Below are 15,812 nucleotides of genomic sequence, written 5' to 3' on the forward strand. Positions count from 1 at the left end.
GCCTATAATGCCAAACGAAATCGACACGACTCTCCAGTGTGTTAAGGTCATAGCTGGGAACGTCGCAGCACAATCTGCTGTTCCGTTGGCCACTTAGCAAGGGGGAAGGCGCGCCATGAAACTCGACCGGATCGACATCAAGATTCTGTACGAACTGCAGAAGAATGGCCGCATCACCAATGTGGAACTCGCCGAATTGGTCAACCTGTCGCCGAGCCCCTGTCTGATGCGAGTCAAGAAGCTGCAGTCGGAGGGTTACATTGAGGGCTATTCGGCGCAGATCAACGTCAGCAAGCTCGGGCAGACCCTGACAGTATTCACCGAAATCACGCTGAAGAACCACCGGCAGATCGACTTTGCCCGGTTCCTGGCGGCGATAGACAAGGTCGACAACGTTATGGAATGCCATCTAGTGTCAGGAGGCTACGACTACCTTCTAAAATTCGTCACGGCCGGGATCGGCGAATACCAGACGATCATGGAGCGCCTCACCGACATGGACGTCGGCATCGACAAGTATTTCAGTTTCGTCGTCTTGAAGTCGCCGATAGTCAAGGTGCACATGCCTCTGACCAGCCTGTTTCGGATGTAGGATCTTGGGATCGGTTTGCGCCGGCTTGCGCGGCCGACGCTTGCGATTTGGCCCGCTCCTCCGGTGCCTCACCCGACAAAGCATGATGTCGTCCGCGTCTCCTTCTGTCCGCCTTCGGGCTGAGGCGATGACAGCAGGTTGGGATGAGCCGGCGCCTCAGCGCCGGCAATAGGCTCGCACGAGCTCCGGATCCTGTTCGAGCCCATCGAGCCACGTGGGATCGAGCCTCGGCACCGACGAGAAGAGCAGTTGCGAATAGGGGTGTTGCGGTGTCTTGACTTTCGCCGGCGTGATTTCCTCTACCTTTCTGCCACCATACATCACGACGATCTCGTCGCAGATCGCCTCCACCACGGAGAGGTCATGGCTGATGAAGATGTAGGAAAGACCGAGCTCGCGCTGCAATTCCTTGAGGAGATCGATGACGGCGGCCGCGACCACGGTGTCCAGTGCAGAGGTGATCTCGTCGCACAGGATCAGCTTCGGCTCGGCGGCGAGGGCGCGGGCGAAGTTGACACGCTGCTTCTGGCCGCCCGAGAGCTCCCCCGGGCGGCGATGACGCAGGTTGCGCGGCAGGCGCACCATGTCGAGCAGCTCGTCGATGCGTGCGCTGCGCGCCTTGGCATTCATGCCGTGATAGAAGGCAAGCGGCCGGGCTAAGATTTCCTCGACGGATTTCGCCGGATTAAGCGCCGTATCGGCATATTGGAAGACGATCTGCATTTCGCGCAGTTCATCGCGCGAGCGCGCGTGGGCGCTGCGGCCGAGTTCCTTGCCGTCGAAGACGATCGTGCCGACAGCGGCCGGCAATATGCCGGCGATGGTGCGCGCGAGCGTCGACTTGCCGCAGCCGGACTCGCCGATGATACCGAGGTTGCGCCCCTTCTCCACCTTGAGACTGACATGCTCGACGGCGCGCACGAGGGGCAGGCCGTCGGCCTGGGCCTGGCCGTAGCCTGCGACCAGATTTTCGATTTCGAGCAGCGGGGCCGGACCACTTTCTGCCGCGCCCGCAGCGCCACGGGGTTTCGGCTCGAAGGCGGCGAGCAGCTCCCGCGTGTAGGGGTGCTTCGCGCCGTCGAGGATCTCTTTGGTGGTGCCGATCTCCTTAGTCTCTCCGCCTTTCAAGACGACGATGCGGTCGGCGATCTGGGCGACCACGGCGAGGTCGTGCGAGACGTAAACGCCGGCGATGCCGCCTTTCTTCATGACCGACTTGAAGGCGCGCAGCACCTCGATCTGCGTCGTCACGTCGAGCGCCGTCGTCGGCTCGTCGAAGATGACGAGCTTCGGGTCGCCGATCAGCGCCATGGCCGCAGAAAGCCGCTGCAACTGGCCGCCGGAGACCTGGTGCGGATAGCGGGTGCCAATCGTTTCGGGCTCAGGCAGCGACAACGCCCTGAAAAGCTCGACGGCACGGAGGCGGGCCTCGTCGGCGGACATAAGCCCATGAATTCGGGTGACCTCGATTACCTGGTCCATGATCGTGGCGGCCGGGTTGAATGCGGCGGCGGCTGATTGCGGAACATAGGTGACCTCGGTGCCGCGCACCCTGGCGCGCTGCTTTTCGCTCAGCGTCACCATGTCCTTTCCGGCGACGGAGACGCTGCCGCCGGAGATGCGACAGCCGGGGCGGGCGTGGCCCATCAGCGTGAGCGCGATCGTCGTCTTGCCGGAGCCGCTTTCGCCGATCAGCGCCACGATCTCGCCCTCGGCAATGTCGAAGCTGACGCCGTTGATGATCTCGACGCGTCGGCCGGAATCGGTGGTGGCTTCGACCTTCAGGTCACGGATTTCTACGAGATTGACCATCATTCGCTCCGATCGCGGATCTTCTTTGGCAGGTTGTCGATCAGCAGGTTGACGCTGATGGTGAGGCTGGCGATCGCAAAGGAGGGAGCCATCACCGCCGGTGCGCCAAAGGGCAGGCCGCCGATGTTTTCGCGCACAAGAGCCCCCCAGTCGGCATAGGGCGGCTGGACGCCAAGGCCGAGGAAGGAGAGGCCGGAGAGCAGGAGAACGATGAAGACGAAGCGGATGCCGAGGTCGGCAAGTACCGGTCCGACGATGTTCGGCAGGATTTCCGAGCGGATCAGATAAAGGGTACTTTCGCCTCGGATGCGGGCGACGGTGATGAAATCCATCGCGTTGATGTTGACGGCAAGCGCGCGGGCGAAACGGTACGCGCCGGGGATATAGATCACCGACAGCGTCAGGATCAGCACGGGAATGGAGGAGCCGACGGCAGCGACGATCACAAGGCCGAACAGCTTGCTCGGGATCGAGCTGAGGGCGTCGAGGAAGCGGCTCAGGACCGTGTCGAGCCAGCCGCCGGCGACCGCTGCGATCATGCCGAGCATCACGCCGCTGAAGCAGGCGATCGTAACTGCCGCAAGCGAGATGCCGACCGTGTAGCGGGCGCCCATCAGGATTCGCGAGAGCATGTCGCGGCCGAGATAATCGGAGCCGAGCCAGAAGTCGCGGCTCATCGGGCCGAAGTAATCGAGGTCGACAATTTCGCCGACAGGGTAGGGGATGATCAGCGGCGCGAAGATCGCGATCAACACCCATAAAAGGATGACCGAGAGACCGACCATGCCGATGATGTTGAAGCGATAGCCGAGCCGGGTTCCGGAAATCCGGTCAGACTTGGTCTCAGAACTGGTCATTGTCATCGGAGCCTCGGATTGGAAAGAATGGCTATGATATCGGCGGCCGTGATCAGGAGCAGGTAGCCGAGGCAGAAGATCATCGCGCAACTCTGGATCAGCGGCAGGTCGCGAGTGGCGACGGCGTCGACCATCAGCTTGGCAATACCTGGATAGTTGAAGATGGTCTCGACAATGATGACGCCGCCGAGCAGGTATGAGAGCGAAAGCGCGACCGCGTTGACAATCGGGCCCAGAGCGTTCGGCAGCGCATGCCGAAACACGATGCGCGGCCGCGAGGCGCCCTTGAGCAACGCCATCTCCACATAGGGCGTGTTGAGCGTCTCGATCACCGCTGCCCGGGTCATGCGGATCATTTGCGCCGAGATGACGAAGGTAAGGGTGATCACCGGCATGGCATAGATGCGCAGGAGGTCTGTCAGCGAGGTGACTTCGTTCGCGAAGGAGAGCGCCGGTAGCCATTTCAGGTAGACGGCGAAGATTAACACCGCGGAGGTCGCTATCATGAATTCCGGCACTGAGATGACGCCGATCGTCAACACGGTGACGGCACGGTCGTACAGCGAGCCACGTAGCATCGCCGCGGTGATGCCGAGCGTCAGCGCGATCGGCACCGAAAAGAGCGCGGTGACGCCCGCGAGCTGTAGCGTATTGATGAAACGCCCCCCGATCAGATCCGCGACCGGCATCTCATTGGCATAGGAGGTGCCGAGGTCGCCCTGCAGCAAACCAACGATCCAGCGCAGGAAACGGAAGATCGCCGGGTCGTCGAGATGCATGGCCTTGCGCAGACCTTCGACTGCCTCCGGCGTGGCGGCCTGGCCAAGCAGGATCGTCGCTGTGTCTCCCGGCAGGAGCGTCGTGGCGAAGAACACGGCGAAGGAGACGATCACCAGCGTGATCAAGGCGATGAGCAATCTGCTCAGCACGAGTGATAGGACACGGTTGTTCACGCGCGTTCCCTTTCGGCATTCGAGATTTCAAACCAAAAGGGTCAGAGCTGCAACCGAGGGGCTGCAGCCCCGACCGTTCGCCTCATCAGGCTTCGAGCCAGACATATTCCGCGAAAGCATAACCCATCTGGCCGCCAAGCGGGTTGGCTTCCAAGCCCTTGAGCTTGGCGGTGATCGCGTCGACGTTGGAGATATAGGCCGGAATGATGGTGCCGGCTTCGCTTGCGACCATCACCTGCATCTCGTTGTAGATCGCCTTGCGCTTCTCCTGGTCGAGCGAGCCGCGCGCCTCGATCAGCATCTTATCGAATTTCTCCGACTTGTACTGGCTTTCGTTCCAAGGCGCTTCCGTAGTGTAAAGCAGCGAGAACAGGATGTCCGGTGTCGGGCGCGGGTTGATGTTGCCGAAATGGATCGGCGCCTTGAGCCAATAGTTGTCCCAATAGCCGTCGGCCGGTACGCGCTGAACGTCGAGCTTCAGTCCGATCTCGGCAGCGGAAGCCTGGATGATCATGGCCATATCGATCGACGAGTTCGCCGCCTCGGATGCGATCACCGGGATCGACTGACCGAGAATGCCGGCCTTCTCGAAATGGAATTTCGCCTTTTCCGGATCGAACGCCCGCGGCTTCAGGTCGGCATTGTGGTAGAAGTTTGCCGGGGAAACCGGCTGGTCGTTGCCGACTTCTCCGAGGCCGCGGAGCGCCGACTTGACGATCTGCTCGCGGTTGACGAGGTACTTCATTCCCTCGACGAAGTCCCGTTTGCTGCCGGGCTCCAAGTCCATGCGTATGTTGAGATTGGTGTAGTTGCCGGAGGTGGTTTTCGAGAGTACGAAGCCGTCGCCTTGGGCCTCGACCAGGCGCATCGAGCGCGGATTGATCGTAGCGGCGAGATGGATATCGCCCGAGAGCAGTGCGTTGACGCGCGAGCTATCGTCGCTGATCGCGAAGTACTCGAAGGAGTCGACGTTCGGGCCGGACTTCCAATAGTTCTTGTTCTTGATGCCGACCGAGCGCACGCCGGGCTCGAAGACTTCTCTCACGAATGCGCCGGTGCCGTTGCCCTTGGAAAAATCCGTCGTGCCATCGGCGACGATCATGAAGTGGTGCATCGACAGGATGGTCGGCAGGTCGGCGTTCGGATTTGCGAGCGTGATCTCGACCGTCTGCTTGTCCACAGCCTTGAAGCCCGTCATCTGCGCGGCGATCTTCGCGACCTTCGAACCGACGGATGGATCGAGATGGCGTTTCAACGAGAAGACCACGTCCTCGGCGGTCAACGGCTTGCCGTCGTGGAAAGCGACGCCGCTCCTCAGTTTGACCGTCCAGGTCTTCGCATCCTTGGACTCGATCGCTTCGGCGAGCTCCATCTGCGGGGTGCCGCTCTTATCGAGGAAGGTGAGACGGTTGTAGAAGGAGCAGCACCGGACATAGTCGGTGGAGAGCGATGCCTTGGCCGGGTCGAGCGTGTCGGCGGTCGAGGACGACCAGCCGGCCGCTTTGAGCGCGCCGCCGGAGACCGGCGTTGCGGCAACCGCGTTGGAGGCGCGGCCGAGCACTAGACTGCCGGCGGAGAGGGCAACGCCACCGGCGAGCATCATCTGCAGCAGTTCACGGCGCGTTGCTCCGCGGCGGATGGCGTTTTCGACCATGGCGTCGTCGGATCTGGTCCAATTAATGATTTTGTCGTTCATGTCATTCCCCTTTTCGTCTGTTGGTGGGCTGCCCGTCTTCCGTGGGCTTAGACCCATCCGGTGAACTGGTCAGCTACGTGCGACGGCCGCGGCATCGGCAAGGCCGGTCATGGAGGTGAAGTGGTAGTCGGGTTCGGTGAACTCGGCCGGCTCTATGGTGCCGCCGTAACCTTTCTGCCCGTGGCGCCGCTCGATCCAGCAGTTGGTCAGCCCAAGCTTCCGCGAAATGCCGATGTCGTGGTACTGGCTCTGGGCGACATGCAGGACGTCGTCCTTCGAATTGCCTTCCGAGCCGACGAAGTCGAAAACCTTCTGAAAGAAGGCGGGGTCAGGTTTTTCGGTACCGGTATCGTCGGCGGTGAAGGCGGCGTAGAAGGGATCGCCCAGTTCCTTGGCGAAGAAATCGAATGCCCAGCGGCGCGCATTGGTCATAGCGACAAGCCGGTAATTCTTCGCAAGGCGCTCCAGCGCTTCGGCGCTGTCTTCGAAGGCCCTCCAGTTCCCGGCGGAGTCCCTGAGACGCTCGCCATATTTCCGCTCAGTCGGAAGGCCGAGCTTCGGCGCGATTTCGAGATAGACGCGCACCAGATCGTCCGGGAAGAGGTCGGCGTCCTTGGAGTAGCGCGCCGCGCGATAGAGGCTGAGCGCCCTTTCACCATCGATGGCGACACTGGCCTCGGCGGCGATGCCGGCGAGGCAATCCTTGAGGCCGCCCTCGAAGTCGATCAGCGTGCCGACGACGTCGAAGGTCATGTATTTGAATTCGGGCAGGCTCTTGTGCACATCGATTCCCCAGTTTTTTCGCGTCCCAGGTCGGAACGCCGACTTCATGAAGAAGAATATTCTGTTCCCGTCGGCGGGATGTTTTCCCCGCTCTTGCTGGAAAGGCCGCATATGCTGGGATCCGGCCGCTTCCTTGATTTGAGTTTGGCAGTTGCGCCGCGCCGGAGTCTCCGAAAGGGCGCCGTGGCGCGGCACAAAATTTCGAATATGGCGATTCCGCGATATATCGCGTCAGTCGTCCATCAGGCCCTCAAAGCCTGGCGAACATCCGGGTCTTCCAAGGTCTCGTCCAATGTTTGGCGGGTGCGCTCGACAATCGCGTCGATCTCCGCGGCGGTGCAGCAGAGCGGCGGCGCATAGCCGAGCACGCCATTGGCGAAGGCGCGGATGACGAGGCCGTTTTCCCAGGCCCGGTCGAAGATGCGGCGCGCCGGCTCCGCGGCCGCCGGCAAAGGGGTCCTCCTCGACTTGTCGACGACGAGCTCGACGGCGGCCAGCATGCCGCGGCCGCGCACATCGCCGACAAGGGGATGGTCCCTCAGGCTTTCGAGACCTTCCATCAGCCGTGCACCGGCCGTGACGCCGTTTTCCAAAAGGCCGTTCTCGTAGAGCCTCAGCACCTCGAGGCCGACAGCGGCGCTGACCGGATGTGCCGAATAGGTGTAACCGTGGCCGACGGCGGAAGCGCCGGCGCCGTCGGCAATCGTCTGATAGACGTGGTCGGCCATGAACACGGCCCCCATCGGCACATAGCCGGACGTGAGACCTTTGGCCGTGGTTATGAAGTCCGGCACGATCTCGTCCTCGGTAGAGGCAAAGAGCGGTCCGGTGCGACCGAAGCCGGTGATCACCTCGTCTGCAACGAAGAGGATGCCGAGCTCGCGGCAGAGTTCGCGCATCGCCTTCATCCAGCCCTTGGGTGGCACCAGCACGCCGCCCGAGCCCTGGATCGGCTCTGCATAGAAGGCAGCGACACGCTCGGGGCCAATTTCCCCGACCTTGCGCCGGAGAGCGGCCAGCGACGCCTCGATGATCGCCTGCGGGCTCTCTCCCACCGGATTGCGGTAGGCATAGTGAGACGGAATTTTGTGTTGCCAGTCGAAGGGAATGCCGAAGCCGGCGTGGAAGGCCGGCAGCGCCGTCAGCCCGGCGCCGACCGTCGATGAGCCGTGATAGCCTTGCTCGACCGAAATGAACTGATCGCGTTGCGGCTGGCCGCGGGCAATCCAATAATAGCGGATGAAGCGGATCGTGCTGTCGACGGCGTCGGAGCCGCCGAGCGTGAAATAGACGTGGTTGAGATCGCCCGGCGCGCGCTCGGCGAGTTCCGAGGCGAGGCGGATCGCGGGCTCGGAGCCGAGCCCGAAATAGGCCGTCGCATAGGGAAGCTCGCGCATCTGCCGGGCGGCCGCTTCGACGATCGCTTCGTGGCCATAGCCGGCATTGACGCACCAAAGGCCGGCAAAGCCGTCGATCAGTTGCTTGCCCGAAGCGTCGGTGACCGTCGCGCCTTTTGCCGAGGCGAGTACGCGCACGCCGAGTTTTTCATGGCCGCGATAGGAGGCGACCGGATGGATGAGGTGGGCGCGATCGAGTTCGATGAGGGAATTGCTGTACATGATGATCTCCGGATCAGCCGAGCGCCTGATTGGCGAGGGCGAAGGTGGTAGCGGCCGGGTCGGCGGCGCGGTGGATCGGGGGCTTCATCATGGCGATACCCCCGCCGACATGGGCGAGTCCTTGCTCGGCAAGCCAGAGAGAAAGGCCGGTCTCGGCAGTGGTATCGAGCCTGATGAACCGGCCGGTTCGCGTGGACATGAAGTGGGCCACGAGCGCCTTGGCGTCTTCGAGACCTTTAGCGACGACGGGCCCAATGGCCTCGCCGCGGCCGAAGGGGCGGATGCCGCCGAACCCGCAAACGCGCCCGTCCCGGCGGATCACCGCAAAGTTGCCGACCTTCCCGAGATAGGCAATCATCCCTTCACGGTCGGCGCCGAAGGCGAGGCGGTCGAGCGCGACGATCGCTTCGATGTCGGCCGCGGCCGCCTGTTCCGCTTGCCCAGGCTCGGCGATTGCTCCGACGATGCCCTGATGCTGCAACACGCGACCCGTCTCGCGGAAGCCGAGCCTTTCGTATAGCGGCAGGCCCTCAGTCGTTGCCACGAGTCTGAGCGGACGATCGGCCGCTAGCCGCAACGCGGCGTCCATTAGCTTGCGACCGAGGCCGCGGCCGCGCATGGCCTCGTCGACGATGACCATGTTGATCGTTGCACAGTCGGACTTGTAAGGGGTGACGAGTACAGTGCCGACGACCCGGTCGCCCTCAATCGCGACGACGCCTTGGCTCAGGGTCAGCGCCATCTGCCAATCTTCAAGGCGATGTGGCCAGCCGGCCTGCCGGGATAGCTTGACGGCGGCTTCCAGATGCTCAGGTCCGAAGGCGGCAATATCGATCTGACTTGTCTGCATGGCATTTCCTTCAATTTCTGCCCGCAAGTCTGAAGGAGTGCCGGCCGGCAGATCGTCTGAAGGCTTTGGCTTGCGCGGTATCTTATAGCTTTGCACCTGCCGGTCGCCGCATCTTATGCTGGCGGGGAAGAGCGCTGGGAGGGCGCCGGGGCGGAAGACGCCGTTGACCACCGGCAGGCCACACAACCTTCTGCCAAAGCCGGCGCTCGATACGATAGATTCTGCTTCGAACGCCGCCAAATCAGGCGAGGCGATGGGAGTCGCAGCGCCTATGATCCTCACAGAATACCTGGTCACGTTCTTTCAAGGATACGCACATGACGACGTTCCGTCCGAAATACATCACCTTCGACTGCTACGGCACGCTGACGAACTTCCAGATGGCGGAAGCGGCCCGCGACCTCTATCAGGAGCAGCTCGACGAGGCGCGCATGGCTGAATTCATCAAGAATTTCGCGGCCTACCGCTTGGACGAGGTCCTGGGCGCCTGGAAGCCCTATGCCGAGGTGGTGCACAATTCGCTGGAACGGACCTGCAAGCGCAACGGCATTAAATTCCGCGATGAAGCTGCGAAGATGGTCTATGAGCGCGTGCCGACATGGGGGCCGCATGCGGACGTGCCGGCGGGGCTTGCCAAGGTCGCCAAGGAGATCCCACTGGTGATCCTGTCGAATGCAATGAATTCGCAGATCATGTCGAATGTCGAAAAGCTTGGCGCACCCTTCCATGCGGTCTACACCGCCGAGCAGGCGCAGTCCTACAAACCGCGCTTTAAGGGCTTCGAATACATGCTGGATATGCTCGGCTGTGATCCGCAGGACATTCTTCACTGCTCGTCCTCCTTCCGCTACGACCTAATGTCGGCGCACGACCTCGGCATCAAGAACAAAGTCTGGGTCAATCGCGGTCATGAGCCCGCCAATCCCTACTACGGCTATGTCGAGATAGCCGACATCTCCGGCCTGCCGGGCGTCGTCGGTCTTTAGAAAAGGCGGTGCGCCATGAAGTTCCTGTCCTACTGGCATGATACGGCCCCGGCCTTTGCCGGAGCTGCGCAAGGCCCGGTCGATGGCCATTACGACGTCGCCGTGGTTGGCGGCGGCTTCACCGGCCTCAGTGCGGCCCGGCAGCTTGCCAGGGCCGGGGCGAAGGTCGTCGTGCTGGAGGCCGAGAAGATCGGCTGGGGCGCCTCCGGCCGCAATGGCGGACACTTGAATAACGGGCTCGCCCATAGCTATCTTGCGGCCAAGGCGGAACTCGGCAGGGAGCGGGCGATTGCGCTCTACAAGGCGTTCGACGATTCAGTAGACACGATCGAGGCACTGATCACCGAAGAAGGTATCGACTGCAACTTCCGCCGCGCCGGCAAAGTGAAGCTTGCCTCGAAGCCCCAGCATTTCGAGGCGATCGCCCGCAACTTCGAGGCGGTCAACGCGGAGGTCGATCCCGATACGGCGCTTCTCAGCGCCGAGGATCTGAAGCAGGAGGTCGGCTCGCCCTTCTTCGGGGCAATGCTCTCGAAGAAGAGCGCGATGATGCATATGGGGCGGTATGTCGTCGGCCTCGCCGAAGCGGCTACGCGCCATGGCGCCATGGTTTTCGAGAGCGCGGCCGTCACCGAGCATCGGCAGGCGGGCGGCCGGCACACATTGAAGACCCCCCGCGGCAGCGTCACCGCGGATGCGGTTCTTGTCGCCACCGGCGCCTACACGCCTTCGATCTTCGGTTATTTCCGCCGCCGCATCATCGCCGTCGGCAGCTTCATCATCGCCACCCGACCGCTGACAGCGGCGGAGATCGGGGCGACAATGCCGGGTAGCCGCACCTGTGTCACGTCGATGAACATCGGTAACTATTTCAGGCTCTCGCCCGACAACCGTCTGATCTTCGGCGGCCGCGCGCGCTTCTCGGCGACATCCGACCAGCGTTCGGACGAAAAAAGCGGCGCGATCCTCAAGGCGAGCCTTACCGCGATCTTTCCGCAACTCGCCAATGTCGAGATCGACTACTGCTGGGGCGGCCTCGTCGATATGACCAAGGACCGATTCCCCCGCGCCGGTTATCAAGACGGCGTTTGGTACGCCATGGGCTATTCCGGCCACGGGGCGCAGCTTTCGACGCATCTCGGCATGATTATCGCGGATGCGATCCTCGACCGGCCGGACCGCAACCCGCTGAAGGGTCTCGAATGGCCGGCCGTGCCCGGGCATTTCGGCAAGCCTTGGTTCCTGCCGCTCGTCGGCATGTATTACAAGATGCTGGACAGGATCCAGTAGACAACGCGGGGGTAGGAAGAAGGGCGCGGACCGGACAGGTCCGCGCCCTTCTTTGTTTGGATGATCTAGCCTGGCGTGCCGCGTCAAGTGTGCAACGGTCTTGCAATAGAGCTGAAGCGCCTCGCGCGCGCTTGAGAGCGGGATGAAGAAACACGGGCGGCTTTTCGCGCGCATCGCGCTCTACTCCCAGAGCCGATCACGTTTTAGGCTTCGATTCGACCCAAGATCGTCGTGACCTACGGCGCGTCGCGTTCAATCGAATCACGCGACGCGCCGTAGATCCCTTGTTTGTGCCTGCCGTTGTCCCAAAAGCCGCGGCACACTTTTGGGCAACATGCATTAATCCAGTCCGCCGATGTGGAAGCTCTTCATCTCGAGATATTCCTCGATGCCGACCTGGGCGCCCTCGCGGCCCAGGCCGGATTGCTTGACGCCGCCGAAGGGGGCGACTTCGGTGGAGATGGCGCCGGTGTTGAGGCCGACCATGCCGAATTCGAGTGCTTCCGCCACACGCCACGAGCGTTTCAGGCTCTCAGTGTAGAAATAGGCAGCCAAGCCGAAGGGCGTGCCGTTGGCGATGGCGATTGCCTCCTCCTCTGTCTCGAAGCGGAAGAGCGGTGCGACTGGACCGAAGGTCTCTTCGCTGGCAAGCAGCATCTCGGTGGTGGCGCCCGTGAGCACGATCGGGGCCTTATATTGTCTCCCCTCCGGCACCGACCTGCCGCGCGCCGCAAGCTTCGCGCCCTTGGCAAGCGCGTCCTCGACGTGGCGGTCGATCTTGTCGATCGCCGCGTCATTGATCATCGGTCCGATCGCGATGCCGGGTTCCGTACCGGGGCCGACCTTCATTGCGTTAACGCGTGCGCCGAGCTTCTCTGCAAAGGCGTCATAGACGCCGGCCTGCACCAGGATGCGGTTTGCACAGACGCAGGTCTGGCCGCCATTGCGGAACTTGGACGCGATCGCGCCTTCGACCGCCAGATCAAGGTCGGCGTCGTCGAAGACGATGAAGGGGGCATTCCCGCCGAGTTCGAGCGAGAGGCGCTTGACGCTGTCGGCCGCGCCTCTCATCAAGAGAGAGCCGACGCGCGTCGAGCCCGTAAAGGAGATCTTGCGTACTGTTTCGTTCGCCATGAACTCGTTGCCGATTGCGGTCGGCATGCCGGTGACGATGTTGATCACGCCTGCGGGAATGCCGGCGCGCTCTGCCAGAACTCCGAGGGCGAGCGCTGAAAAGGGCGTGAACTCCGAGGGCTTGATCACCACCGTGCAGCCGGCCGCCAAGGCAGGTGCCACTTTGCGGGTAATCATTGCGTTCGGGAAATTCCACGGCGTCACGATCGCGCAGACGCCGACCGCCTCTTTCAGAACGACGATGCGCCGATCGGCCGTCGGAGAGGGAATGGTGTGGCCGCCGATGCGACGAGCCTCCTCGGCGAACCATTTGACGAACGAAGCGCCGTAACGGATCTCGACGCGCGCCTCGTCGAGCGGCTTGCCCTGTTCCATCGTCAAGAGCAGAGCCAAATCCTCGAGGTTTTCGATCATCAGCGCATACCAGCGCTCAAGTAATGCGGCCCGTTCGGCATGCGTCTTCTTCTTCCACGGTCCGAAGGCGGCATTGGCGGCTTCGATGGCGGAGCGCGTTTCCTCTTCGCTCATGTCCGGAATGGTGCCGAGGCGCGTCCGGCTAGCGGGGTCGAAAACGTCGACGATCTTACCCGAGGCTGCGGCCAGCCAGGCTCCGTCGATGAGGCCCTCTTGCCGGAAAAGTTCCCTGTCGTTCAACTTCATGATTTCTCTCCTCTAAAGATCAGTTGAGCGCGGCAAGCACCGCCGCCTTAATCGTTTCGGTTTTGTCTTTGCCCGGCACGGTGCCGATCCCGCCGGCGGTCGTTCTTTCGAGCGCGGTCATGACAATGCGCGCGGCTTCACTTTCTCCGAGGTGGTCCAGCATCATCGCGCCGGACCATATGGCGGCGATGGGGTTGGCGATCCCGAGATGGACGATATCGGGTGCGGAGCCGTGTACCGGCTCGAACATCGACGGGGCGCTTCGATCGGGGTTGATGTTGGCGGAAGCCGCAAAGCCGAGCCCGCCCTGTATGGCGGCACCGAGATCAGTCAGGATGTCGCCGAAGAGGTTCGAGGCGACCACGACATCGAGGCTCTCGGGCGCCATGACCATGCGGGCGGCCATCGCATCGATGTGGTAACTCGTCACCTCGACATCCGCGTATTCGGCGGCGAGCTCTCGCGTAATCTCGTCCCAGAACACCATGGAGTATTTCTGGGCGTTGGATTTGGTCACCGAAGCGAGCTTGCCCCGGCGTTGTCGCGCCTGCTCGAAGCCGAAGCGCAGGATCCGTTCGACGCCCGTGCGCGTGAAAATCGAGGTCTCGACCGCGACCTCATCGCCCGTTCCCTGATGCACGCGGCCGCCGGCGCCGGAATATTCGCCTTCGGTGTTCTCGCGGATGCAGAGGATGTCGAAATTGTCCGCCTTTAACGGACCTTGGACGCCCGGCAGCAGCCGGTGCGGGCGGATATTGGCATATTGCACGAAGGCCTTGCGGATCGGCAGGAGCAAGCCGTGCAGTGAGACGGAATCTGGCACTTCCGCGGGCCAACCGACGGCGCCGAGCAGGATCGCATCGAAGCGGCGCAAGATCTCTATGCCGTCCGTCGGGATCATCGCGCCGGTTTCCTTGTAAAAGGCGCAGGACCAGGGAAAGGGCGTGCCGGTGAGCGAGAAGCCGGAGTGCCTGGCGACGGTCGAAAGGACCTGCCAGGCCGCATCCGTTACGTCCTGGCCAATGCCGTCGCCGGGGATGAGTGCGATCGAATAGGATTTCATGGAGGCCTCCCTATAGGCTGATGAGCACGCTCTTGCTCTTGCGGTTGGCGTGATAGGCCTCGCGTCCGAGATCTTTGCCGATGCCGGAGCGCTTATAGCCGCCGGTCGGCAGGATGTGGTCGCGTGAACGATTGTAACGGTTGATCCAGACGGTGCCTGCCTGGAGTCGCCGCGTCAGCCGCAGCGCGCGCGACAGGTCGCGTGTGAAGAGGCCGGCGGCCAGGCCGTAGGTCGGGTGATCGGCGAGTGCCAGTGCCTCCTCTTCGTCGGCGAAGGTCTGCATGGTCAGGACAGGACCGAAGATTTCTTCGGTAATCGCTGGCGAGGAGCTGTCGCGCACGGCCATCAACGTCGGCTGATAGAAATAGCCTGGCGCATCCATTGGGGCGCCCCCGAACAGGCATTCGCCGCCCGCCGCAACGGCAGCCTCAACGATGCCGTGGATGCGGTTCAACTGGCGCTTCGAGATGATCGGCGAGTACTCGCTCGCCTCATCCCAGGTCGGACCCGGCTTCGCCGCCTTCATGTGCGTGACGATCGCCTCGGCGAGCGGCGCAGCAACGCTTTCCTCCACGATCAGACGGGAGCCGGCAACACAGGCCTGGCCGGCATTCGAAAGCATGCTCTGGGCGATCGCGGCGGCAGCCTTGTCGAGGTCCGCGTCGGCGAATACGAGTTGAGGACTCTTCCCGCCGAGTTCAAGCGTCATGGGCTTGACCCCGGTGCGGGCGATATTGGCCATGATGGCCGAGCCGGCGCCGGTCGAGCCGGTGAAGCTGACCTTGGCGATGTCCGGATGGCCGGTGAGGGCAGTGCCGGTCACCGGACCGTCGCCCAGCACGATATTAACGAGACCGGCCGGCAGGCCGGAGCGGATTGCAAGCTCGGCAAGATAGACGGTCGAAAATGGCGTCATTTCGGAGGGCTTCAAGACGACGGCATTGCCCGCGGCAAGCGCGGGGCCGAGCTTCCAGGCGGCCATCGAAACGGGGAAATTCCACGGAGTGATGGCGCCTACGACACCATAGGGCTCGGTCATCACCATGCCGAGATTGTTGTCATCAGTCGGCACGAGGTCGCTGCCTTCCTTGTCGGCGAATTCCGCGAAAAAGCGGATCTGCTCGGCGCTGACGGCGATATCGCCGGCGATCAGGTGTCGGACCGGTCGGGTCGAGGAAAGCGCCTCGAGCTTGGCGAGGGTTTGCGCCTCGCTTTCGATCAGGTCGGCCCAGCGCTGCAGCACGACTGTGCGTTCGCGCGGACGCACGCCGCCCCAGTTGCTCGTCTTCAGCGCATTCTTGGCGGTTTCGACGGCGCGGTCGACGAGTGCCTCACCCGCGAGCGGGCAGCCCGCATAGGCCCTGCCGTCGGACGGGCGATGCATGTCGATAGCGCCCTCGGCAGGGATCAGCCGGTCGCCGATGAAGTGCCCTACGGGCAGGGGAAGAGTGTCGGGGTCAAAGCTGAGAGTCATAGCGGGTCCTCGGATAAGCTCATGCGAGGCTACCGGAAGAACG

General features: G+C 62.6%; 13 protein-coding genes. 3 read left to right on the forward strand and 10 right to left on the reverse strand.

All coding sequences use genetic code 11. The features are described 5' to 3' along the window. Positions 1 to 115 precede the first annotated feature (115 nt). Positions 116 to 592: an Lrp/AsnC family transcriptional regulator gene (locus AC070A_RS30030; RefSeq protein WP_057249969.1), complete on the forward strand. Its 477-nt coding sequence runs from the start codon at positions 116 to 118 to the stop codon at positions 590 to 592. Positions 593 to 748: 156 nt separating this feature from the next. Here AC070A_RS30030 and AC070A_RS30035 read toward each other — a convergent pair whose 3' ends face one another. The 7 genes from AC070A_RS30035 to AC070A_RS30065 all read right to left on the reverse strand — a co-directional run bounded on the left by AC070A_RS30035 (position 749) and on the right by AC070A_RS30065 (position 9,162). Continuing rightward, entirely contained in the window at positions 749 to 2,404 is a 1,656-nt protein-coding gene (locus tag AC070A_RS30035) for an ABC transporter ATP-binding protein (protein WP_218374221.1), read from the reverse strand. Continuing rightward, positions 2,404 to 3,267, reverse strand: coding sequence for an ABC transporter permease (locus AC070A_RS30040; RefSeq protein WP_057249972.1), 864 nt, complete (start codon positions 3,265 to 3,267; stop codon positions 2,404 to 2,406). The genes AC070A_RS30035 and AC070A_RS30040 overlap by 1 nt, the downstream gene beginning before the upstream one ends. Then, the gene (locus AC070A_RS30045) at positions 3,264 to 4,214 is read right to left on the reverse strand and encodes an ABC transporter permease (RefSeq protein ID WP_057249974.1); all 951 of its coding nucleotides are present in this window, start codon (positions 4,212 to 4,214) and stop codon (positions 3,264 to 3,266) included. The genes AC070A_RS30040 and AC070A_RS30045 overlap by 4 nt, the downstream gene beginning before the upstream one ends. 85 nt (positions 4,215 to 4,299) lie before the next feature. After that, positions 4,300 to 5,910, reverse strand: coding sequence for an ABC transporter substrate-binding protein (locus tag AC070A_RS30050; RefSeq protein WP_057249976.1), 1,611 nt, complete (start codon positions 5,908 to 5,910; stop codon positions 4,300 to 4,302). Positions 5,911 to 5,979: 69 nt separating this feature from the next. Beyond that, a complete protein-coding gene (locus AC070A_RS30055; RefSeq protein WP_112995788.1) occupies positions 5,980 to 6,693 on the reverse strand; it encodes an HAD-IA family hydrolase in 714 nt (237 codons plus the stop codon). Between the two features lie 242 nt (positions 6,694 to 6,935). Next, entirely contained in the window at positions 6,936 to 8,312 is a 1,377-nt protein-coding gene (locus AC070A_RS30060; protein WP_113737890.1) for an aspartate aminotransferase family protein, read from the reverse strand. A 13-nt stretch (positions 8,313 to 8,325) separates the two neighbouring features. Next, on the reverse strand, positions 8,326 to 9,162 hold the full coding sequence (locus AC070A_RS30065; protein ID WP_113737891.1) for a GNAT family N-acetyltransferase: 837 nt from the start codon (positions 9,160 to 9,162) through the stop codon (positions 8,326 to 8,328). A 317-nt stretch (positions 9,163 to 9,479) separates the two neighbouring features. Between AC070A_RS30065 and AC070A_RS30070 the strand changes: the two genes are divergently transcribed. Together AC070A_RS30070 and AC070A_RS30075 are read left to right on the forward strand one after the other, a co-directional pair. Continuing rightward, a complete protein-coding gene (locus tag AC070A_RS30070) occupies positions 9,480 to 10,148 on the forward strand; it encodes a haloacid dehalogenase type II (RefSeq protein ID WP_057249982.1) in 669 nt (222 codons plus the stop codon). Between the two features lie 15 nt (positions 10,149 to 10,163). Beyond that, positions 10,164 to 11,438: an NAD(P)/FAD-dependent oxidoreductase gene (locus AC070A_RS30075; RefSeq protein WP_113737892.1), complete on the forward strand. Its 1,275-nt coding sequence runs from the start codon at positions 10,164 to 10,166 to the stop codon at positions 11,436 to 11,438. Between the two features lie 339 nt (positions 11,439 to 11,777). Here the strand turns inward: AC070A_RS30075 and AC070A_RS30080 are convergent, their stop codons facing one another. Genes AC070A_RS30080 through AC070A_RS30090 form a run of 3 tightly spaced genes read right to left on the reverse strand, consistent with a single transcriptional unit; the run spans position 11,778 to position 15,769 of the window. After that, positions 11,778 to 13,232: an NAD-dependent succinate-semialdehyde dehydrogenase gene (locus AC070A_RS30080; protein WP_057249986.1), complete on the reverse strand. Its 1,455-nt coding sequence runs from the start codon at positions 13,230 to 13,232 to the stop codon at positions 11,778 to 11,780. 19 nt (positions 13,233 to 13,251) lie between these two features. After that, a complete protein-coding gene (locus AC070A_RS30085) occupies positions 13,252 to 14,295 on the reverse strand; it encodes a tartrate dehydrogenase (protein ID WP_113737893.1) in 1,044 nt (347 codons plus the stop codon). A 10-nt stretch (positions 14,296 to 14,305) separates the two neighbouring features. Then, entirely contained in the window at positions 14,306 to 15,769 is a 1,464-nt protein-coding gene (locus tag AC070A_RS30090) for an aldehyde dehydrogenase family protein (protein WP_113737894.1), read from the reverse strand. Positions 15,770 to 15,812: the final 43 nt, after the last annotated feature.

It is taken from the genome of Ensifer sp. GW101-20A05, from assembly GCF_059424735.1.